We start from the raw sequence: 21,107 nt of genomic DNA on the forward strand, positions 1-21,107 counted from the left end.
AAGCCATGGAGGGCAGCCAGCATGAAAACCATCCCTGCCCCACCCGCGCAGACCCAGAGTCGCGAACTCACGGGACGCACTCAAGAAGGTAGGGCGGCATGAAGGCGGCCCTGTACAGGGAAGCGGCCTACCGCGCGGCAGCGGCCCGCGCCGGCGCGCGGGAGCCGGCATCGCTGCGCATCGTGCGGCTCGCCAACTTCGTCACCCCCTCGTCGGGCGGACTGCGCACCGCACTGCGGGAGTTGGGGCGCGGCTACCGTGCGGCCGGGCACGAGCCCGTGCTTGTCGTGCCGGGTGAGCGGGCCGGGGTCCGTGACACCGACCAGGGCCGCGTCGTGACCCTGCCGGGGACGCTGCTGCCCGGCACCGGCGGCTACCGCGTCCTCACCGACCGGCGAAGGGTGGCCCGGCTCCTCGAAGGCCTCGCCCCCGACCGCATCGAGGTCTCCGACCGCACGACCCTGCGCTGGACCGGAGCGTGGGCCCGGCACCGCAGGATCCCGGCCGTGATGGTCTCCCACGAGACGGCGGACGGCGTCCTCAGGTCCTGGGGCATGCCCCGGCAGGCGGCCCTGCGCGCGGCCGACGCACTCAACTCCCGTACGGCGCACGCCTACGCGCGCGTGGTGTGCACCACGGAGTGGGCCGAGCGCGAGTTCGTCCGCATCGGGGCGCGCAATGTGGTCAGGGCGCCGCTCGGCGTCGACCTCGTGGGCAGCCACCCCGGTCTGCGCGATCCACGCGTACGCGAGCGCCACGCGCGCGTGGACGAGGTTCTGCTGCTGCTCTGCTCCCGGCTGTCCGTGGAGAAGCGGCCGGGCCTGGCCCTCGACGTCCTGGAGGCGCTCCGCGGCCGGGGTGTGCCGGCGGCGCTCGTGGTGGCGGGGGACGGGCCGCTCCGTACCCGCCTCGAACTGCGGGCGCGCGAGCGGCGGTTGCCGGTGACGTTCGCGGGGCACGTCGAGGACCGGGCCGCTCTGGGCGCACTGCAGGCCACGGCCGACGTCTGTCTGGCGCCGGGGCCCTGCGAGACGTTCGGCCTCGCCGCCCTGGAGGCGCTGGCATGCGGTACGCCCGTGGTGGCCGACGCGTCGTCGGCGCTGCCGGAGATCGTCGGCGGGGCGGGCGCGGTGGCGTCGCCCACCGGTGAGTCGTTCGCGTCCGCCGTCCAGGCAGTCCTCCTGCGTCCCGATCGGATACGCCGGGATGCGGCACGCGCGCGTGCGGAGTGCTTCGGGTGGGAGGGGGCTGTGGCGGGGTTCTTGGGGGCGCATGAGGCTGCTACGGGTCCCGGTCGTGGGCAGGAGTCTCGGAGGGCGATTGGGGTCTCCCCTGCTCGAGCGGAGTCGAGAGCTTGGGGAGAGGCGGGCACAACCCTGATGCCGGGTGCCTGTTGGCCAGGCGGAGGGGTATCCGGGGCGGCGCCCCGCGAGGGACGTGCGTCGTGAAGCAGCCGCCGTGCTTCGTGGCCCTGGGCGACTCCCTCACCGAGGGCATCGGAGACCCCGTGGGCGGAGGTTGGCGGGGATGGTCGGCGCTGCTGGCCGCGGGGCTGGCAGGGCCTGAGGGGGAGGCGCAGTTCCACAACCTCGCCCGCAGCGGGGCCCAGACCCGCGACGTCCTGAACCGGCAACTGCCCGATGCACTGAAGCTGCGCCCCGACCTGGTCTCCGTCATCGTCGGCGTCAACGACACCCTGCGCTGCACGTTCGACATCCGGGCCGTGGCGCCGAGCCTCGACACGGTCTACGCCGCCGCCGCGCGGCAAGGCGCCCAACTGCTCACCGCCTGCCTCCCCGACCCGGGGGCCATGCTCGGCCTCCCCGGCGCCCTGGCCCGCCCCCTCGCCCGGCGGCAACGAGCGGTCAACGCCGTCGTACACGCGCTGTCCGAGCGGTACGACGCCATCCACCTGCATCTGGCCGCGGACGAGTGGGTCGCCGACCGCACCCTGTGGAGCGCGGACCGGCTGCACCCCGGCGAGCGCGGCCACCGGTTGGTGGCCGCCCGCTTCCACGGACTGCTCACGGCACGGGGAATCGCGTCGGGCAGCCCGCCCTCGTGCGAGCCCCAACTGCCGTCGCCCACAAGGTCGGCCGGCCTGCTGTGGCTCGCCACCGCGGGCACCGGCTGGGTGGCGCGCCGGTGCACCGATCTGCTGCCCCAGCTGCTCACCCTCGCGGCCGACGAGGTGCGCCATCAGGTGCGGGGCAGCAGCGCCCGGCTCGACCTGAACGCCACCGACGCGGTGACGGCGGCCCTCGCCGCCCTCGCTGTGGCCGCTCGGCCGGACGCGGCGTAGAACACCATGGAAGGCTTCAGCGCCGCCCCGCCGGGACGAAACGCACCGGCGTGCCCGGCACCGCCTGAGCCGCCCCGGCCAGATCGGCCTCCCTCACCACCGCGATCACCGGATAGCCCCCGGTCGTCGGGTGATCGGCGAGGAAGACCACGGGACGGCCGTCCGGCGGCACCTGGACTGCGCCGAGGACCACGCCCTCGCTGGGGAGTTCATCGGCGCACTCCCGCTCCAGGGCGGGCCCTTCGGTGCGCAGCCCGATGCGGTTGCTCGCCGAGGACACCCGGTACGCGCGCGTGGTCAGCGTGCGCAGGGCCGATGCCGTGAACCAGTCGGCGCGCGGCCCGTTCGTCACCCTCAGGATCAGTTCGCGCGGCGGCGCGGGATGCGGGACGGTGTCCACGCGCGCGTGGGGCGCGGCGGCATGCCCCAGCGCGATGACGGTGCCGTCCGCGAGCGGCGGAGGACCGAGCCCGGAGAGCAGGTCCGTGGAGCGGCTCGCGAGCACCGGGTCGACGGCGACTCCGCCGCCGAACGCGACGTAGCAACGTACTCCGGAGACGGCCGTTCCGACGTCGAGCAGCGCACCGGCCGGTACCCGTACCGGCGCTCCCCAGGCCACCGGGCGGCCGTCGACCGTCACCGGGCAGTGCGCGCCCACGACTGCCACCGTCACCGCGCAACGCGGCCGCACGGAACAGCCGGCCAGGGTGGTCTCCAGGACGGCCGCACCGGGCGGGTTGCCGACGAGGCGGTTGGCGAGGCGGGCCGCTGCCGGGTCGAGCGCTCCGGAGCGCGGCACTCCGAGGTGCGCGTGTCCGGGACGGCCCTGGTCCTGCACGGTGGTCAGCGCCCCGGCCCGTACGACGGCGAAGGCCCGGTCGGTCATGGTGCCTCCGCGCCGAGAACCCCGGTCACGGGCACGAAGCGCACCCGCAGTCCGGGCGTGAGCAGCGCGGCAGGCACGCGCGCGTGGTCCCACAGCACGGCATCGGTCGTGCCGATCAGCTGCCAGCCGCCGGGCGACGAGCGCGGGTACATCCCTGTGTACGGTCCCGCCAGGGCGACGCTGCCGGCCGGGACGCTTGTGCGCGGTGTGGCCCGCCGGGGCACTTCGTAGCGCTCCGGCAGTCCGGTGAGATAGCCGAAGCCGGGCGCGAACCCGCAGAAGGCGACCCGGAATTCGGCCGCCGAGTGGATCCGCGCCACCTCCGTCACGGGCACACCCCAGTGCGCCGCCACATCCGCCAGGTCGGGCCCGTCGTAACGGACGGGGATCTCCCGTACGTCCTCCGCGCGCGCCGGAAGAGGCGGGATCTCCAGGGCGGCGAGCTCCGCGCCGACGCGCTCGGGGTCGTCGAGGCCGTCCAGGAGCACCGTGCGGGCCGCGGGCACGATCTCCCGTACGCGGACCAGGCCCGCGGCCCTGCGGCGCAGCAGCTCGGCGTGGAGGGCCTGCGCCTCGTCGCCGTCGGCGAGTTCGACGAGCAGCGCCAGGTCGCCGACCGGAAGCACCCTCACGCGAAGGCCTCCACCCGGACGCCCGACGCTTCGAGGCGCGCCCTGACCTGCCGGGCCAGGGCCACCGCACCCGCGGTGTCGCCGTGCAGGCACAACGAGCGCGCGCTTACGCCGATCCGCTGTCCGTCCAGGGCGGTGACGGTCCCGGACCGGGCCATGCCCACCGAGCGTTCGACGACGGCGTCGGCCTCCGTGATGACGGCGCCGTCGGTGCCGCGCGGTACGAGCGTCCCCTGCGGGGTGTACGCACGGTCCGCGAACGCCTCGGCGACGACGGGAAGTCCGGCCTTGCCGGCCGTCTCCAGGAAGCGCGATCCCGGAAGACCGAGGACGGGCAGCGTGTGATCGGCGAGCAGGACGCCTTCGACGACGGCGCGTGCCTGGTCCTCGTCGTGGACGATGCGGTTGTAGAGCGCGCCGTGCGGCTTCACGTAGGACACGCGCGTGCCGGCCGCCCGCGCGAAGACCTCCAGGGCGCCTATCTGGTAGGCCACTTCGGCCGCCAGCTCATCGGCCGGTACGTCCATGGAGCGGCGCCCGAAGCCCGCCAGGTCGCGGTAGGAGACCTGGGCGCCGATCCGTACGCCGCGCGCGGCGGCCTGCTCGCACACGCGGCGCATGGTGGCCGCGTCTCCCGCGTGGAAGCCGCAGGCCACGTTGGCGCTCGTGACGACGGAGAGCAGTTCCTCGTCGTCGGTCAGGCGCCAGCGGCCGAAGCCCTCACCGAGGTCGGCGTTGAGATCGATCACCGCGTCGGGCGCCGCAACGGAGACGGCATCTGCCACGGGGACTGCCACGGGGGCGATCACGGCGTCGGTCATGACTTCGGTCATGCGGGTGGTTCTCCTGTTTCCGGTTTCCGTACGGGTGCCTGCTGGGCCTGCTGGGCCTGCTCAGGCCACCCGGTACTGCTCGTCACGGGCGTCGGTGATGAACATCTGGCCCGGCGCGTGCGTGATCGCGAAGGGCGGCCGCGAGGCCATCACCGCGGCCTGCGGTGTCACTCCGCATGCCCAGAACACCGGGATGTCACCGGGCTCGGCGGCCACCGGATCGCCGAAGTCGGGACGGCTCAGATCCTCGATGCCGAGCCCCGCCGGATCGCCGCAGTGCACCGGACTGCCGTGCACTGCGGGCAACAAGGAGGTCTCCTTGATCGCCGCCGAGAGGTGCTCGGGCGGCACGTGGCGCATCGACACCACCATGGGGCCGTGCAGCCGGCCCGCCGGCCGGCAGGGCCGCGCGGTCACGTACATGGAGACGTTGCGGCCCTGCTCGACGTGGCGCATCGGTACGCCGGACTCGGTCAGCGCCCACTCGAAGGTGAAGCTGCAGCCGATGAGGAACGACACCAGGTCGTCCCGCCACCGGTCGGTCACGTCCGTGGGCTCGTCCGTCAACTCGCCGTTCTCCCACACTCGGTAGCGCGGCAGATCCGTCCGCAGGTCGGCGCCGGGGGCCAGGGGAGTGGACCAGGAGCCCGCGTCCGTGACGTCGAGGACCGGGCAGGGCTTCGGGTTGCGCTGGCAGAACAGCAGCATGTCGTACGCCCAGTCGGCGGGCACGGCGATCAGATTGGCCTGGGTGTGACCGGCCGCCCAGCCCGCGGTCGGCCCGCTCGTGCCCGCACGGAAGAGCGCGCGGGCTTCCCCGGGGCTCTGCAGTGCCGTGGTCGTGGGGCTCACACCAGCTCCTTCCCGCGGGTCTCGGGCAGCCCGAGCAGGGCGAGCACGGCGAGCGCGTAGCCGATCGCGCCGAAGACCAGCGCGCCGCCCACGCCCCAGCTGTCGGCCAGGAAGCCGACCATGGTGGGGAAGATCGCGCCCACGGCGCGGCCGGTGTTGTACGTGAAGCCCTGCCCGGTGCCGCGCACGGCCGCCGGATAGAGCTCGCTGAGGAACGAGCCGAAGCCGCTGAAAATGGCCGACATACAGAAGCCGAGCGGGAAACCGAGCACAAGGAGAAGGCCGTTGGCCCCGTCCGGGATGTTCGTGTACGCCAGGATGCTGGCCGCGGAGAGGAACGCGAAGAGCGTGATGTTCCGTTTGCGGCCGAGTATGTCGGTGAGATAGCCGCCCGCCAGATAGCCGATGAAGGCCCCGGAGATCAGGAACGCGAGGTACCCGCCCGTGCCGACCACGGTGAGCCCGCGTTCGCTCTTCAGGTACGTGGGCACCCAGGTGGCGAGCGTGTAGTAGCCGCCCTGCACGCCGGTGGACAGCAGGACCGCGAAGAGCGTGATGCGCAGGAGTCCCGGCTTGAAGATCGCGGTGAACGACCCCTTGTCCGCGCTCTTCTTGCGCTCCTCGGCCGCTTCGGGGGCGTCGTGCACGTTGCGTCGTACGTAGACGACGAGGAGGGCGGGCAGCGCGCCGGTCCAGAACAGCACGCGCCAGGCGGTGTCCGCGTCCATGAACTGGAACACCACGGTGTAGACGATCACCGCGAGCGCCCAGCCGACCGCCCAGGCGCTCTGGATCGCGCCGAGGGTGCGGCCGCGGTTCTTGGCGGTGGCGTACTCGGCGACCAGGATCGCGCCGACCGCCCACTCGCCGCCGAAGCCGAGACCCTGGAGGGCGCGGAAGACCAGCAGCGTCTCGTAGTTGGGCGCGAAGCCGCAGGCGACGGTGAAGACGGCGTACGTGATGACCGTGATCATCAGCGCCTTGACCCGGCCGATCCGGTCCGCGACCACCCCGGCGATGGCGCCTCCGATGGCGGAGACGACCAGCGTGACCGTGGTGAGCAGGCCGGTCTGGCCGCTGTCCAGGCCGAAGTACGCGGCGATCGCGACCATGCTCAGCGGCAGCGTGAAGTAGTCGTAGGAGTCGAGGGCGTAGCCGCCGAAGGCGCCTCCGAAGGCGCGGCGGCCGCGCGGGCCGAGGGCGCGCAGCCAGCCGAACGCGCCGCTGTCGCCGACGGGTTCGCCGTCCACGGGGCGTGGGTCGGTCGGCAGGGTCCGGGGCGTAGGGGGTGTGCTCATGGGCACCTCGCAGGAGGGGGGACGGAGGGTGCGGAGCGGGCAGGGAGAGAAGGGGAGCGGGCAGGGCATGGGGCACGGGCGGGGACTGTGCCGTGCCCGCCAAGGTAGAGGATCGTTGAACGATCCCTCAATACCCATGTTGTCTCGTTCTTGTATCTGCGATTGAATCCGGGCATGGCTGAGGGAATGGCTGACGCGAGCGGACTGGCCGACGACCGTGCGCTCCTGGGGCGCACCAGCACCGCGGAGCGGGTCTCGGACATCCTCCGCAGCCGCATCGCGGAGGGATACTTCCCGCCCGGGGCGCGGTTGTCGGAGGACAGCATCGGCGGCGCGCTCGGCGTCTCGCGCAACACGCTGCGCGAGGCCTTTCGCCTGCTCACGCATGAACGGCTGCTGATCCATCAGCTCAATCGCGGGGTATTTGTCCGAGTTCTCACGATTGAGGATGTGGAGGACATCTACCGCACCCGGCGCCTCGTCGAATGTGCGGTCGTCCGCGGACTCGGCGATCCGCCCTTCGCTCTCGACGGACTCGCCGGCGCCGTCGCGGACGGCACGAAGGCGGCGCGCGAGCGCAAGTGGAAGGGCGTCTCCACCGCCAACATCCACTTCCACCGGGAACTGGTCGCCCTCGCCGGAAGCGCCCGGACCGACGAGGTGATGCGCAGCGTCTTCGCCGAACTGCGCCTGGCCTTCCACGTGGTGGACGACCCGCGCCGGCTGCACGAGCCCTACCTCGCACGCAACCGGCAGATCCTGGAAACCCTCCAGGGCGGAGACGCCGCGGAGGCCGAACAGCTGCTCGCGGTCTACCTCGACGACTCGCGGCGCGGCCTCGTCGAGGTCTACGGCCAGCGCGTGGCGGAAGGGTCCTGAACCCCGGCGGTGCCGCGGAAGGACGCTGTCAGATCTGCGCCGTTTCGACCGTTGTCAGACCGAGGATCTAGTCTGTGCACCGTGACTTCGCCTGCCGTTACGGACACCGTTCCGCCCCAGCTCAGCGCGGGGCCGAGGCCCGCCATGGGCCCGGCCGCCGACGAGGGCCTGGCGCGGCGCCTGCGCGCGCTCGCCTGCACGGCTCCGCTGCACGACCTGGACGTGCGCAAGGCCAACCTCGCGGGCGAGTACTCGGTGTACGCGATGGCGGAGGTGGCCCTCTCCGCCATCGACCTGGTCACCCTGAACATGGACTTCGACACCGGCGCCGATCACGAGCAGATAGTGGCCAGGCTGCTCCCGCGCGTCGGCGCCCAGGCCCCCCGGCGCCCCGTGGCCGAGCACGAACGCGTCGCCCGCTGGGTCCTGGAGAACCTGATCAACGTCGGCAGCGTCGACCGAGGCTTCCGCGCGGTGTACGGAACCTTCGCGCCCGACGGCTCCTATGTGCGCAGGGACTACGACTTCAAGCTGATCGAAGAAGTGCCCGGGTACGGCGGCGGTGTCTATCTCCGCACGACGGACGAAGCGGTCAACGTCCTCGTGGGCGCCCTCGACACCGACGTCACGAGCGCCCAGATCGCCGCCGAGGTCAAGCTCGAGGTGCTCATCAACCGCGGCCGCCTCGCCGACGCCCAGCTCGCCGCTGAGCAGGCGCGGTACCGCACGGTGCAGTATTCGGAGACCCTCCGCAGAGCCCTGGACGCCACCCGGCGCAACGTCCGCGCGGTGGACTGGCTCCAGGCCGTCCCCGACATGATCGCGGAGGCGCTCGACCACGTGGCCGACCGCTACCGCCACGAGAACGCGATCCTGACGAACATCCGCAAGGCACGCGACGAGTCCGAGGACCCCGAGCAGAAGCGCCGCGCCGCCGAGCTGGTCGACATCGTCAAGGACTGCATCCGCCGCCACACCCAGCTCCAGTCCCGGCTCCTCGAAGCGGGCCCGCTGTTCCGCGCCGAGCAGGACCGCCAGGCCTTCGCGACCCCCACCGCACGCGCCGGACTCGATCTGTACGGCCAGCTCGTCGCCCCGCTCCTGCCGCTCCCTGTCGAGCAGGCGAGCCGCGTGACGGGCGCGTTCTTCGCCCGCGGGACGGGACTGCGCACGCCCGTCTCCGTCCGCGTCGGCGACCTGGTCGACATACTGCTCACGCCGCCGCAGGAGCGCGAGCACCTGGGCGTGGAGATGCCCGAGCCCGACCTCATCGCCACACCCGACGACAGCCGCTTCAGCGAGGCGCAGCTCGCCGACGCCATGGAGCTGCTCGACCTGCCGGCCGACGCTCCCCGGCGCCTCTCCGGACTCCTCGCAGACGCCCGGCTCCGCGACACCGAACTGCCCTATCTGGTCGCCCTGCTCGCCGTCCACGCGGCCAGCCCGCCGGTCGGCACCGCCTACCGCCAGGGCGAGGAGAAACTCCTGTTCGCCGTGGACGACGGCACCGAACTCGACGACGAGGAATTCGGCGGCGCCGACCTCATCGTGGGCACGGCCCTGCTCGACGCCGCCGGCATGGCGGCCGGACGGACGGAGTCAGCATGAGCACCCCCGACCTTCTCCAGTACGACCAGCACGACCGCCGCAAGGAGCACAAGCCGTGACCGAGCACCCCGCAGAGCACACCGCGTGGGGCGAGCCGGAGGCAGCGGCGGCGACCGCCGCGACCGCCGCGATCACCCCGGCCGACGCCGCCGACGCCGCGCGTCTGGTCGCCTTCGGGCTCCAGCCCAAGCTCCAGCCCGCCCGCGACCAGGAGTACGCCGAACTGCTGCGCCGGTACCGCGAGGACCCGCCGTTCGCGCGGCTCGCCGACGCCGTCGCCGCCGGGCTCGGGCTCGTCGTCCTCGAGGTCTCCCCGCGCGCGGGGATGGCCGTGACGGCCGCCGAGGACTCCGTGTTCGCCGTCCGCATGGGCGACTACGCACGGCGGACCGCCGCCGACTCCACCGACCGCTTCCTGCACGGCCTCGCCCATCTCGCCGTCGCCGCCCTGGCCTTCCCGCGCCCCGAGGACCTCGCCGACGACGGCTACATCGGCCGGGTCACGGTCAACGGGGTCGACGCCTTCGTGCGCCAGGCCTGCCACCGCCTGGAGGAGCGCGCCGAGGAACAGGGCGAGAACTCCGACCCGGCGACCGACGCCCCGGGCCTCGAAGCCGCCTGGCGGATCTGGACACGGCGCAGCTCGACGGGCGCCACGAAGGACGCCCGCCGCCTCGCGGGATCGACCACCGGGATCATCGGCAAGGCCGTCGCGTTCCTCACCGACTCCGGGTTCCTGCAGCGCACGGGCGACGACTCCGGAGGCACGTACCGCACGACCGCCCGGTATCAACTGCAGGTGCGCGACATGGCGGGCGGCGCCGCCATGGCCGAGCTCCTGGAGCTCGGCATCGTGCCCGTCACGGACGGGTCCGCGACCCTGCTGCCCCCCGACGAGACCGACGATCTGGAGCTGGCCGCCGACGCGGGCCTGCCCTTCCACTCCTGAGTCTCTCGCGCAGTCCCGCCCCACCCGCTTGAACCCTTCCTGCTGTTCCGCACGACTTACGACGAGAGTCCGCCGCCATGTACGAGCTGTCCCGGGTCCGCCTCTACTCCATCGGCCCCGCCGGTGCGCGCTACGCCGACACCGTGCTTGACCTGCGCGGCGTCGGCGCGGAGGTGCCCGACCCCGCTCCCGCCCAGGCTGAGTTCTTCCAGGACGAGCCGAGCGGCCCTCCGCTGCGCCCGGCGCCCGCGGGCGTGCTCTTCCTGGAGAACGGCGGCGGCAAGTCCGTCCTCCTCAAGCTGATCTTCTCGGTGATGCTGCCGGGCCACCGCAACACGCTGGGCGGCGCGAGCTCCGGAGTGCTTCGCAAGTTCCTGCTCGCCGACGACTGCGGGCACGTCGCCCTGGAGTGGCAGCACACGCTGACCGGCGAGTGCGTCGTCGTCGGCAAGGTCAGCGAATGGCGCGGACGGCAGGTCTCCAACGACCCGCGGAAGTTCGCCGAGGCCTGGTACTCCTTCCGGCCCGGACCCGGCATGAGCCTGGACTCGCTGCCGGTCGCCGAGTCCAGCGCGGTGCGGCCCCCAGTGGAGGGCGTCTCGGGCGCCCAGGGGCGCCGGCGCACCATGAAGGGCTTCCGTGACGCGCTGACCGACGCGGGCAAGGCGTACCCCCACCTCGACGTGCACTGGGAGGAGGGCCACGACCGCTGGAACGAACACCTCGGCGAGCTCGGCCTTGACCCCGAACTCTTCCGCTACCAGCGGGAGATGAACGCCGACGAGGGCGAGGCCGCCGGCCTCTTCGCGGTCAAGAAGGACTCCGACTTCACCGACCTGCTGCTGCGCGCCGTCACGGACACCCGTGACACGGACGGCCTCGCCGACCTCGTGCACGGCTTCGGCAACAAGCTGGGCCGCCGCTCCGAGCTCATCGCCGAACGGGACTTCACCGCGGGCTCCGTCGACCTCCTGGGCCGGATCGTCGACGCCGCCGACACGCGTGCGCGTGCGCGTGACGTCCACGCCGGGGCCGAGCGGCGCACCCGGACGCTCGCCCGCCGCCTCTCCGCCCGCGGCGTCGCCGAGCGGGGCCGCGCCGGTGAGCTCGCCGAGCGGGTCACCGCCGCCGCGCAGACGGTGACCACGGCGGAGGAAGCGCGCGGCAGGTCCGCCCTGATCTCCGCCGAACTAGCCTTCCGGCACGCCTCCCTGGCGCTCACCGTCGCCGAGAAGGCCGCCGCCGCGCAGCGCCGCGAGCTCGCCGACGCGCGCCAGCTGCACTCCGCCTGGCAGGCCGCCGAAGCCGTCCTGCGCCACCGCGCGGCGGCCGACCGCTCCGCGCGCGTGGCCTCCGCGATCCTGGAGGCCGAGCGGGACGCGGCGCCCGCCCTCGCCGCACGCGCCAAGGCGGCCGCCGACCTCGTACGGGTCCTGCACACCGCGGCCGAAGGCGCCGAGTCACTCGCGAACGAGGAAGAGGAGCGTTCGGCCGCGCTCCAGGAGACCGGCGAGGCCGCCCACCGCGACGCCACGGTCGCCGCCACCGAGGCGCAGCGCGCCCGCAGCGAGGCCGGACACCTGCGCCAGCGCCTGACCGAAGTCGAGCAGGAGACCGCCGAGGCGGTCCGTTCGGGCTGGCTCGACGACACCGCACCGGACGCCGACCCGGCGCGCGCCGCGCTCGCCGCGAGCGACGCGGAGAAGACCGCCGCGGCCGCCTGGGACACCGCACGCGAGACCTCCTTGCGCGCCGCCGAGCACGCCAAGGAGGCAGCCGCCGCCGAGGCCCGCTCCGAACTCACCGCGGCCCGCGCCTCGGACGCGGCGGACGCCGCCGAGCACGCGTACGACGCGGAACGCCGCGCCGCGGAGTCGATCGCCGGGGACGAGCGCCTCGCCGAACTGCTCGGTCTGCCGGGGGCGAGCACGCCCGCCGGGGTGCCGCTGCCCCGCCGGGCGACGACGGAGACGGCCGACGGCGACCGGACGGACGCGGCCACCGAGGGCAGCGCCGCGGCATCCGCCCGCGCCGCCATCGGCAGCCGCCCCCTGGCCGAAGGCCCCCTCTCCCTCGCGGAGCTCGACCGCAGCGCCGACGACCTCCGCACGCTCCTGGAGGACGGAGTCGCCTCCGCCGAGCGGCAGCTCTTCGACCTGCGGACCGCCGCCGCCGACGACTCCCGGATCCTGGGCGCCCTCGGTGACGGCGGCCTCCTTCCGCCCGGCCCGGACGTCCTGGCCACCGTTGAGTTCCTCGGCGAGCACGGCATCCCCGCACTGCCCGGCTGGCGCTATCTCGCGCAGGCCGTCGACCCCGCCGACCACGCGCGTGTGCTCGCCGCCCGGCCCGAGCTCGTGGACGGCGTCGTCATCACCGACCCCGCCACGCACGTCCGCGCCCGCGAAGCCCTCGCCGGCGCCGCCCTGCTGCCCCGCTCCGCGGTCGCCGTCGGCACCGCGGCCGCCCTCCTCGCGCCGACACCCGGCGAGGAAGCGGGCGGCGGCGACGAAAGCGTCTTCCTCGTACCGCCGAACCCCGCCATGCACGACGAGCACGCCGCCGACGAGGAGCGCACGGCGCTGCGCGCGCGGGCGGCCGGGCGCGACGAGGAGATCCGGGCGCTCGCCGTCCGCCTCACCAAGGACCGCGAGCTCGCCGCGCGGCTCGCCTCCTGGCGCGGCGGTTGCCCCGCCGGCCGCATCGAAGAGCTCGCCGCCGCCGCACGCAGCGCACGCGCCTTCGCCGAGGAGGCCGAGTCCGAACTCGCCGAGGCCCGTACGGTCCGGGCCGAGGCCGACGAGACGGCGGCCGAAGCGGCACGCGCGCGTGACGAGCGCCAGGAAGCCGCCCAGCGCGCCCGGCGCGTCGCCGACGCTCTGGCGGGACTCGCCTTCCGCCTTCGCGAGCGCGCCGGCTGGCAGACCAAGCTGCGCGAACTCGCCGATGACGCCGTCGAGTCGGAGGCCCGCGCCCAGACCTGCCTGGACCGCGCCCGCGCCGCCGACGAGGACCGCCGCTCCGCCCAGCGCGCCGCGGACGACGCCCGCCGCACCGCACGCGCCCTGCGCGCCGAGCGCTCCGAGATCGCGGGCGCTCCCGAGGACGTGCCCGAGGGCACCGAGGACCCCGCCGCCCCCAAGTCCTCGCTGCCCGCCCTGCGCGAGGCATACCGCGCCGCGTCCCAGCTCTACGAAAAGGTCGGTGTCGGCGCCGACCTGCGCGCCGAACAGGCCCGCGCCGAGAGCGACGAGACCAGCGCCTTGGCCGAACTGGACCGGCTCAGCAACAAGGTCCGCACCCGCGCCGCCCTGCTCCTGGAGGGCACGGACGGCTCCGACGGCCCGTCCCGCCAGGCCGCGTCCGCCCGCGCGGAGGCCCAGGTCCAGCTCATCGAGACCCGCGCCTCCGCCGCGAGCGAGCAGCTCGGCAGGCTCCGCGGCGAGGCCGAGCGCCTCGCCCCGCAGGACGACGCCGACGCGCACACCGAGCTCCCCGAAGAGCTCGTCCCCGCCGACGCCGAGCAGGCACAGGCCCTCCTGCGCACCGCCACCGGCGAACTGGCCGCCCACACCGAGGCGTTGAGCCAGGCCAAGGACGCGCACGCCGCACTCCTGCACACCCACCGCGCCACTGAGGACGCCGCCGGAGGCTTCGACGAGACGGCCGCCCTCCTGCGGGACCTGCTGCGCGAACAGCACCACGATGAGGAGGCCTCCGAAGAGCCCGAGCCCTATCCCGGCTCCCTCGAAGAGGCCCGCCAGTCGGCGTCCGAGGCCCGCCGCTCCCTGCGCGGCTGCGCCGCCGACCTCTCCGCCGCCGAGGCCGCCGTCCGCGAGGCCAGCGACATCCTCGTACGGCACGCGAACTCCACCCGGTACGAGCAGGTGCGCACCCCCGCCCGCCAGCAGATCCGCGAACTGCCCGCGTCCGCGCTTCCGGAGCACGCCAAGAAGTGGGCGGACGCCTTCGCGCCGCGCCTGCGGGTGCTCACCGACGAGCTGGAGCAGCTGGAGCGCAACCGCGACAGCATCGTGGACCGCCTGCGCGGGCTGGTGGAGTCCTCGCTCGCCACGCTCCGCTCCGCCCAGCGCCTCTCGCAGCTGCCCGAGGGCCTGGGGGAGTGGTCGGGCCAGGAGTTCCTGCGCGTGCGCTTCGAGGAGCCCGACCAGGCGACGCTCACCGAGCGCCTCGGCGAGGTCATCGACGAAGCCACCAGGGCCGCCGTCAAGAAGAACTCCGACCTGCGGCGGGACGGAATGTCCCTGCTCCTGCGCGGAGTTCAGGCCGCCTTGGAGCCGCGCGGCATCGCCGTCGAGATCCTCAAGCCGGACGCCGTGCTGCGCGCCGAGCGGGTGCCGGTCGGCCAGATGGGAGACGTCTTCTCCGGCGGCCAGCTGCTCACCGCGGCCATCGCCCTGTACTGCACGATGGCCGCCCTCCGCAGCAACGACCGGGGCCGCGACAAGCACCGGCACGCAGGAACGCTCTTCCTCGACAACCCCATCGGCCGCGCCAACGCCACGTATCTCCTGGAGCTCCAGCGGGCCGTGTCGGACGCGCTCGGGGTGCAGCTGCTGTACACCACGGGCCTGTTCGACACGACCGCGCTCGCGGAGTTCCCGCTGGTCATCCGCTTGCGGAACGACGCGGACCTGCGTGCGGGCCTGAAGTACATCAGCGTCGAGGAGCACCTGCGGCCGGGGCTGCCGCAGCAGAACCCGGCCGAGGAGACGGTGCACGGGGAGATCACGGCGACGCGCATGTACAAGCGCCCCGCCGCCTCCACCTCGTAGGCCTGGCAGCAGGTCCTAGGCCAGCCGCTCGGTCAGCCACTCGTGGAAGAGGCCGATGTGATGCTCGGTCGGCACGAGCACCCCGCCCCCGCGATAGGCGCGTGAGGCCATCGCGGGCTGGGTGCGCTCACAGGCCTCGAAGTCCTGCTCGTTGACCCGGTGGAAGAGCTCCACGGACTTGGCCAGGTCGACGCCGGACGCGACGACCTCGGGTGCGTACAGCCAGTCGCACTCCACGACCGTACGGTCCTCGGCCAGCGGGAACATCCGGTGCAGGATCACGTGGTCGGGGACGAGGTTGATGAAGACCGACGGCTTGATGGTGATCGCGTAGTAGCGCCGGTCCTGGTCCTCGGCGACCTCGGGAAGCCGCCCGAAGCCCGCGCTGCCGTCGACGGTGAAGCCGCTGACCTCCTCACCGAACGAGGCGCCGTGCCCGACGTAGTACTGGGCGGCGAATCCGTCGGTGAACTCCGGCAGCACCTCGGTCAGTTCGGGGTGGATGGTCGCGCAGTGATAGCACTCCATGAAGTTCTCGACGATGAGCTTCCAGTTGGCGCGCACGTCGTAGGTGACGCGCTTGCCCAGGGCGAGCCGCTCGGTGCCGTAGCGCTCGATGGACGCCGTGTCGCCGAGCCGCTCCACGGCCGCGCCGATGACGGTCTCCTCGAAGGAGGGCGGCTCGTCGGCCAGGCACACCCAGGCGTAGCCGAGCCACTCCCGCAGCGCGACCTTGACCAGGCCGTACGCGGCGCGGTCGACGTCGGGCATCTTCGTCAGGTTCGGCGCGGCGATCAGCTTGCCGTCGAGGTCGTACGTCCATGCGTGGTACGGGCATTGGAGCGCGCGGCGCACCTCGCCGGACTCCTGCGTGCACAGCCGGGCGCCCCGGTGGCGGCAGATGTTGAGGAACGCGCGCAGCTCCCCGGAGCGGGAGCGGGTGATCAGTACGCTCTCGCGGCCGATCTGCACGGTGCGGAACGCGCCGGGTTTGCCGAGGTCGGCGGAGCGCACCGCGCAGAACCAGAGCGACTCGAAGACGCGTTCCTGTTCCTGCCGGAAGATCTCCGGGTCGGTGTAGAAGTGGCCCGGCAGCGTGGTCATCAGGCTGCCGGCGGCGGACGGGGCCTCGGGGGTCGTCGTCACGGTGCGTACTCCTCCGTACTGCTCAAGTCCGTACTGCTCAAGTCCGTATTCCTCAAGCGGGCGCGGCGGCCAGGCGGCCGGGGTCGAAGAGCTCGATGGGGTGCTCGGTGGCGCCGTTCAGCGCCAGATCGGCGACGATCTCGCCGACGACCGGCACGAACTTGAAGCCGTGTCCGGAGAATCCGGCCGCGACGGTCACCGATCCGGGGTGGGCCGGGTGCCGGGTGATGACGAAGTGCTCGTCGGGGGTGTTGGAATACATGCAGGTCGCGGCCTTGAGGAACTGTCCCGGCAGGGACGGGATGTGGCGCGCCATGTGCTCGGCCATCGCTGCGACCTCGTGGTCGTGCACCGTGCGTTCGATGTTCTCCGGCGTGCAGGGCGTGCCCTTGCGGAAGAAGGCGACCTTGGCGCCGAGATCCGGGCCGTCGATGGCAGGGAAACCGTAGACCTGCACGTCGTCCGCGTCCTCCCAGATGTAGATCGGATGGTTCTGCGGCAGGAAGGGCCGCACGCCGCCGGTCGGCTCGAACCAGTACATGACCTGCCGCTCGATGGTGAACGGCACCCCGATGTCGGTCAGGAGCTGCGGTGCCCAGGCGCCGGGGCAGATCACCAACTGCCCTGCGGTGTAGGTGTCCTCGGCGGTGTGCACGCGGACGCCGTCCCGATACGGCTCCCAGCGCGTCATCGGCTCCTCGAAGTGCAGGTCGGCGCCCTGCTGCGTGGCGAGCTGCAGATGTGCGGCGACGGTGTTCTCGGGGCGGACGAGACCGGCCCGCGCCTCGTACAGCGCCACCTCGTCGTCGCGCGGGCTGAGGGTGGGAAAGCGGCGGCGTATCTCGGGGGCATCGAGCACCTCGTGGGGGAGGTCCCACTGCTGTGCGGAGAGCAGCGATCCGGAGACGGCGCGGCTCTCGGGGCGGCCGAGCATCACGCCGCCGCACAGGGTGGCGATCTCGCGGCCGGTGTCGCGCTCCAGGCGTGCGTACAGCTCGTACGAGCGCAGGAGCAGCGGGACGTAGGCCGGGTCCTCGAAGTAGGACTGCCGGGTGATGCGCGAACCCCCGTGGCTTGAGCCGCGGTTGTGGACGGGACCGAACTTCTCCAGGCCCAGGACACGGGCGCCGCGCGCGGACAGGTGGTGGGCGGCGGCACTGCCCATGCCGCCGAGGCCGATCACGATCACGTCATAGGTGGGGGACACAGAGGTGGGGGACACAGAGCTTCCTCCATAGCAGCGGCCGCACGGCCTCTAGCGCCGGATGCGGGTCATCTTCGGGTCGAACAGCGGCTCTTCGGCGACCGTCGCGGGGACCTTCTCGCCGAAGTACTCGATGTGCACGGATCCGCCCGTCTCCTGCGGCGGAAGCCACGCGTAGGCGACACAGCGGCCCAGCGTGTATCCGTACGAGGCGCTGGTGACGTAACCGGCCGGAACCCCGTCGACATGGACGGGCTCCTTGCCGAGGACGACGGCGGCCGGATCGTCGAGCAGCAGCGGGGTGAGCCTGCGTGCGGGGGAGCCGAGCCGTTCGAGCGCGGCACGGCCCACGAAGTCGCCCCGGTCCATGCGTACCGCGAACCCGACACCCGCCTCGTACGGGTCGTGCTCGGCGGTCATGTCATGGCCCCACGCGCGGTAGCCCTTCTCCAGGCGCAGGCTGTTGAACGCGGAACGCCCGGCCGCGATCACGCCGTGCTCCTGCCCCGCCTCCCAGAGCGTGTCCCAGAGCCGGAGCCCGGTGTCGGCGCTCGTGTAGAGCTCCCAGCCCAGCTCACCGACGTACGACAGGCGCATCGCCGTGACCGGGACATGTCCGATGTACGTCTCCTTGGCCCGGAAGTAGCCGAACGCCTCGTGCGAGAAGTCGTCGCGGGTGAGCGGCTGGACGAGCTCCCTGGCGAGCGGGCCCCAGACGCCGATGCAGCAGGTCCCCGACGTGATGTCGCGCAGGTGCACGTCGTCGGGGGCGTGCCGGAGGAGCCAGTCCAGGTCGGCCGGGCTGTTGGCGCCGACCTGGAAGCGGTCCGGGGCGAGCCGGGCCACCGTGAGGTCGGAGCGGATGCCGCCCGTCTCGTCCAGGAGGAGGGTGTACGTCACGGCGCCCGGCTTCTTGGCCAGGTTGTTGGAGGTCATGCGCTGCAGGAAGGCGAGCGCGCCGGACCCCGAGACTTCGAGGCGGCGCAGGGGCGTCATGTCGTAGAGGGCGACCTTCTCGCGGGTCGCCTTCGCCTCCGCCGCCGCGATCGGCGACCAGTGGCGGGCCGACCAGGCGTCGCGCGGGGGGACCTCGACGTCCGCGAGGAGCGGGGCGTTCGCCTCGTACCAGTGCGGGCGTTCCCAGCCGCCGCCCTCCAGGAAGACGGCGCCCAGTTCCTGCTGCCGGGCGTAGAAGGGGCTGACCCGCAGCGGCCGGGGCTGCTCCATGGGTTGCAGGGGATGGAGGACGTCGTAGACCTCGACGAACTGCTGGGCGCCGCGGTCGGCTACGTAGGCGGGGGAGCGCTGGGCGTCCTCGAAGCGGGTGAGGTCGCAGTCGTGTACGTCGACGGAGGGCCGCCCTTCGACCATCCACTCGGCGACCGCCCTGGCCACGCCCGCGGAGTGCGTCACCCACACCGCCTCGGCCAGCCAGAACCCGCGCAGCGCCCGCGATTCACCGAGTACCGGCATGCCGTCAGGGGTGAAGGAGAAGACGCCGTTGAAGCCCTCGGCGACCTCGGAGTCGCGCAGGGCGGGCAGCAGCCGGCCGCAGTCCTGCCAGGTCGGCGCGAAATCCTCCTCGGTGAAGGGGTACGAGGACGGCATGTGCGGTGCGTCGTCGTAGGCCGGGACGGTGAACGCGTCCACGGGCAGCGGACGGTGGGCGTAGGAACCGATGCCGATGCGGTCGGTGTGCTCGCGGAAGTACAGATCGCGGTCCTGGAACCGGAGGATCGGCTTCGAGGCCTCCGTGCGCGGGTCGTTGACGCCCGCCAGGTCGGGGAGGGGTGCCGTCTTCGCGTACTGATGGGCGAGGGGGAGGAGGGGGATGTCGACGCCGGCCATGCGCCCGATCACCGGGCCCCAGAAACCCGCGGCCGACACGACGTGATCGGCGGGGAACGTGCCCTGGTCGGTGACGACGGCGGTGACGCGTCCGTCCTCCTGCTCGATGCCGGTGACGGTGTGCCGGTCGAGAAAACGAGCGCCACGCGCGCGTGCCCGCTCGATCTGCGCACGGCAGGCGAGCACGGCCCGGGCGAGCCCGTCGTCGGGGGTGTGCAGGCCGCCGAGCACCTTGCTCTCGTCGAGGAGCGGCCACATCTCCTTGCACCGGGCGGGGCCCACGAGCTCCGCCCGGATGCCCCAGGAAGCGGCGTATCCCGCCTTGCGGTGCAGGTCGGCCCAGCGTTCGGGCGTGGTGGCGAGTTCGAGGCCGCCGACCGGGTTGAAGCAGGAGAGGCCGTCCACCTCCAGGGCCCCGAACTTCTCGACCGTGTACGTGGCGAAGGCGGTCAGGGTCTTGGAAGGACCCGTCTGGAAGACCAGGCCGGGAGCGTGCGAGGTGGAGCCGCCGGGGGCGGGGAGCGGCCCCTGTTCGAGGACGGTGACGTCGGTCCAGCCGCGGGCGGTCAGCTCGTCGGCCAGGGAGCAGCCGACGATGCCGGCGCCGATGACGATCACGCGGGGCGGCCGGGGCTCGTGGCCGCCGGGCACGGAGGTCTCGCTCACAGGACCACCACCGAACGCAGCACCTCACCGCGGTGCATCCTGGCGAACGCCTCCTCGACCTCGTCGAGCGTGATGGTCTCGGAGACGAATCCGCCCAGGTCGAGCCGGCGGCTGAGGTACTGGTCGACGAGGATCGGAAAGTCGCGGGTCGGCAGGCAGTCCCCGTACCAGGAGGATTTGAGGGCGCCGCCGCGCGAGAACAGGTCGATCAGAGGCAGGTCGATCTTCATCTCCGGGTCGGGCACACCGACCTGCACGAGCACACCCGCGTGATCGCGCATGTAGAACGCCTGTTTGTACGTCGACGGGGTGCCGACGGCATCGATCGCGACGTCGACCCCGAAACCGCCGGTCAGTTCGCGCACCGCCTCGATCGGGTCCGTGCCGCGGGAGTTGACGGTGTGCGTGGCGCCGAACCGGGTCGCCCCGTCGAGCTTGGCCTCGTCGATGTCGACGGCGATGACACGGCGAGCGCCCGCAAGGGAGGCCCCGGCGATCGCGGCGTTGCCGACCCCGCCGCAGCCGATGACGGCCACGGTGTCGCCGCGGCCCACCCGGCCCGTGTTCACGGCGGCCCCGTAGCCCGCCATCACGCCGCAGCCGATGAGCCCGGCGGCCTCGGGGCGGGCCGCCGGGTCGACCTTCACGGCCTGTCCCGCGGCGACCAGGGTCTTCTCGGCGAAGGCGCCGATGCCCAGGGCCGGGCTCAGCGGGGTGCCGTCCAGGAGGGTCATCGGCTGGGCGGCGTTGCGTGAGTCGAAGCAGTACCAGGGACGCCCGCGCAGGCAGGAGCGGCAGGCTCCGCAGGGGGCGCGCCAGGCGAGCACCACATAGTCGCCGGGGGCGAGATCGGTGACGTCGGCGCCGACCGCCTCGACGGTGCCGGCGGCCTCATGACCGAGCAGGAACGGGAAGTCGTCGTTGATCGCGCCTTCCCGGTAGTGCAGATCCGTGTGGCAGACCCCGCAGGCCTGCACGGAGACGAGTACCTCTCCCGGACCGGGATCTGGCACGACGATCGTCTGCACCTCGACGGGTGCGGCCTTCTTCATGGCGACGACGGCACGGACCTCGTGTGGCACGGCCAGACTCCTCTGCTGTTGCGCACTGCACGACGGGTTGCGCTATGAGAGACATACTGGGAACGCCATCAAGAGGCCGTCAAGGGGTGGGAGTTAACCCTCGGCAAATCCCCTGGGCACGGCGAA

Annotated in this window: 15 protein-coding genes; 6 read left to right on the plus strand and 9 right to left on the minus strand. The window is 72.9% G+C overall.

Annotated elements, in window-relative coordinates:
* Nucleotides 1-98: 98 nt before the first annotated feature.
* Nucleotides 99-1,448 (plus strand): glycosyltransferase, encoded by a 1,350-nt coding sequence (locus ACWFR3_RS36240; protein ID WP_453738948.1) that lies wholly within the window; start codon nucleotides 99-101, stop codon nucleotides 1,446-1,448.
* The gene (locus tag ACWFR3_RS36245; RefSeq protein ID WP_453738949.1) at nucleotides 1,445-2,302 is read left to right on the plus strand and encodes an SGNH/GDSL hydrolase family protein; all 858 of its coding nucleotides are present in this window, start codon (nucleotides 1,445-1,447) and stop codon (nucleotides 2,300-2,302) included. Before ACWFR3_RS36240 ends, ACWFR3_RS36245 begins: the two co-directional genes overlap by 4 nt.
* Before the next feature lie 16 nt (nucleotides 2,303-2,318).
* Here the strand turns inward: ACWFR3_RS36245 and ACWFR3_RS36250 are convergent, their stop codons facing one another.
* The 5 genes from ACWFR3_RS36250 to ACWFR3_RS36270 form a co-directional block, all read right to left on the minus strand.
* The gene (locus tag ACWFR3_RS36250; protein ID WP_453738950.1) at nucleotides 2,319-3,188 is read right to left on the minus strand and encodes a 5-oxoprolinase subunit C family protein; all 870 of its coding nucleotides are present in this window, start codon (nucleotides 3,186-3,188) and stop codon (nucleotides 2,319-2,321) included.
* Nucleotides 3,185-3,820, minus strand: a complete 636-nt coding sequence (locus tag ACWFR3_RS36255; RefSeq protein ID WP_453738951.1) for a 5-oxoprolinase subunit B family protein — start codon at nucleotides 3,818-3,820, stop codon at nucleotides 3,185-3,187. Before ACWFR3_RS36255 ends, ACWFR3_RS36250 begins: the two co-directional genes overlap by 4 nt.
* Complete coding sequence (locus ACWFR3_RS36260; RefSeq protein ID WP_453738978.1) at nucleotides 3,817-4,569, minus strand: LamB/YcsF family protein; 753 nt, start codon at nucleotides 4,567-4,569, stop codon at nucleotides 3,817-3,819. Before ACWFR3_RS36260 ends, ACWFR3_RS36255 begins: the two co-directional genes overlap by 4 nt.
* A gap of 144 nt (nucleotides 4,570-4,713) precedes the next feature.
* The gene (locus ACWFR3_RS36265) at nucleotides 4,714-5,505 is read right to left on the minus strand and encodes a putative hydro-lyase (RefSeq protein WP_453738952.1); all 792 of its coding nucleotides are present in this window, start codon (nucleotides 5,503-5,505) and stop codon (nucleotides 4,714-4,716) included.
* Nucleotides 5,502-6,803, minus strand: a complete 1,302-nt coding sequence (locus ACWFR3_RS36270) for an MFS transporter (RefSeq protein ID WP_453738953.1) — start codon at nucleotides 6,801-6,803, stop codon at nucleotides 5,502-5,504. Before ACWFR3_RS36270 ends, ACWFR3_RS36265 begins: the two co-directional genes overlap by 4 nt.
* A 174-nt stretch (nucleotides 6,804-6,977) precedes the next feature.
* On the opposite strand from ACWFR3_RS36270, the gene ACWFR3_RS36275 reads away from it, so the two are divergent.
* The 4 genes from ACWFR3_RS36275 (at nucleotide 6,978) to ACWFR3_RS36290 (ending at nucleotide 15,035) form a co-directional block, all read left to right on the plus strand.
* A complete protein-coding gene (locus ACWFR3_RS36275) occupies nucleotides 6,978-7,682 on the plus strand; it encodes a GntR family transcriptional regulator (protein ID WP_453738954.1) in 705 nt (234 codons plus the stop codon).
* Nucleotides 7,683-7,763: 81 nt separating this feature from the next.
* A complete protein-coding gene (locus ACWFR3_RS36280) occupies nucleotides 7,764-9,290 on the plus strand; it encodes a hypothetical protein (protein ID WP_453738955.1) in 1,527 nt (508 codons plus the stop codon).
* Nucleotides 9,291-9,420: 130 nt separating this feature from the next.
* Entirely contained in the window at nucleotides 9,421-10,239 is an 819-nt protein-coding gene (locus ACWFR3_RS36285; RefSeq protein ID WP_453738979.1) for a hypothetical protein, read from the plus strand.
* 77 nt (nucleotides 10,240-10,316) lie between these two features.
* On the plus strand, nucleotides 10,317-15,035 hold the full coding sequence (locus tag ACWFR3_RS36290) for a hypothetical protein (RefSeq protein WP_453738956.1): 4,719 nt from the start codon (nucleotides 10,317-10,319) through the stop codon (nucleotides 15,033-15,035).
* Nucleotides 15,036-15,050: 15 nt separating this feature from the next.
* Here ACWFR3_RS36290 and ACWFR3_RS36295 read toward each other — a convergent pair whose 3' ends face one another.
* From ACWFR3_RS36295 to ACWFR3_RS36310, 4 genes are read right to left on the minus strand one after another with little or no spacing between them, the layout of a single operon-like run.
* Nucleotides 15,051-16,181, minus strand: a complete 1,131-nt coding sequence (locus tag ACWFR3_RS36295) for an aromatic ring-hydroxylating oxygenase subunit alpha (RefSeq protein ID WP_453738957.1) — start codon at nucleotides 16,179-16,181, stop codon at nucleotides 15,051-15,053.
* Between the two features lie 52 nt (nucleotides 16,182-16,233).
* Complete coding sequence (gene solA, locus ACWFR3_RS36300; RefSeq protein WP_453738980.1) at nucleotides 16,234-17,388, minus strand: N-methyl-L-tryptophan oxidase; 1,155 nt, start codon at nucleotides 17,386-17,388, stop codon at nucleotides 16,234-16,236.
* A 48-nt stretch (nucleotides 17,389-17,436) separates the two neighbouring features.
* A complete protein-coding gene (locus ACWFR3_RS36305; protein ID WP_453738958.1) occupies nucleotides 17,437-19,899 on the minus strand; it encodes a GcvT family protein in 2,463 nt (820 codons plus the stop codon).
* On the minus strand, nucleotides 19,896-20,981 hold the full coding sequence (locus tag ACWFR3_RS36310) for an S-(hydroxymethyl)mycothiol dehydrogenase (protein ID WP_453738959.1): 1,086 nt from the start codon (nucleotides 20,979-20,981) through the stop codon (nucleotides 19,896-19,898). The genes ACWFR3_RS36305 and ACWFR3_RS36310 overlap by 4 nt, the downstream gene beginning before the upstream one ends.
* Nucleotides 20,982-21,107: the final 126 nt, after the last annotated feature.

It is taken from the genome of Streptomyces sp. NPDC055189 (assembly GCF_053606765.1).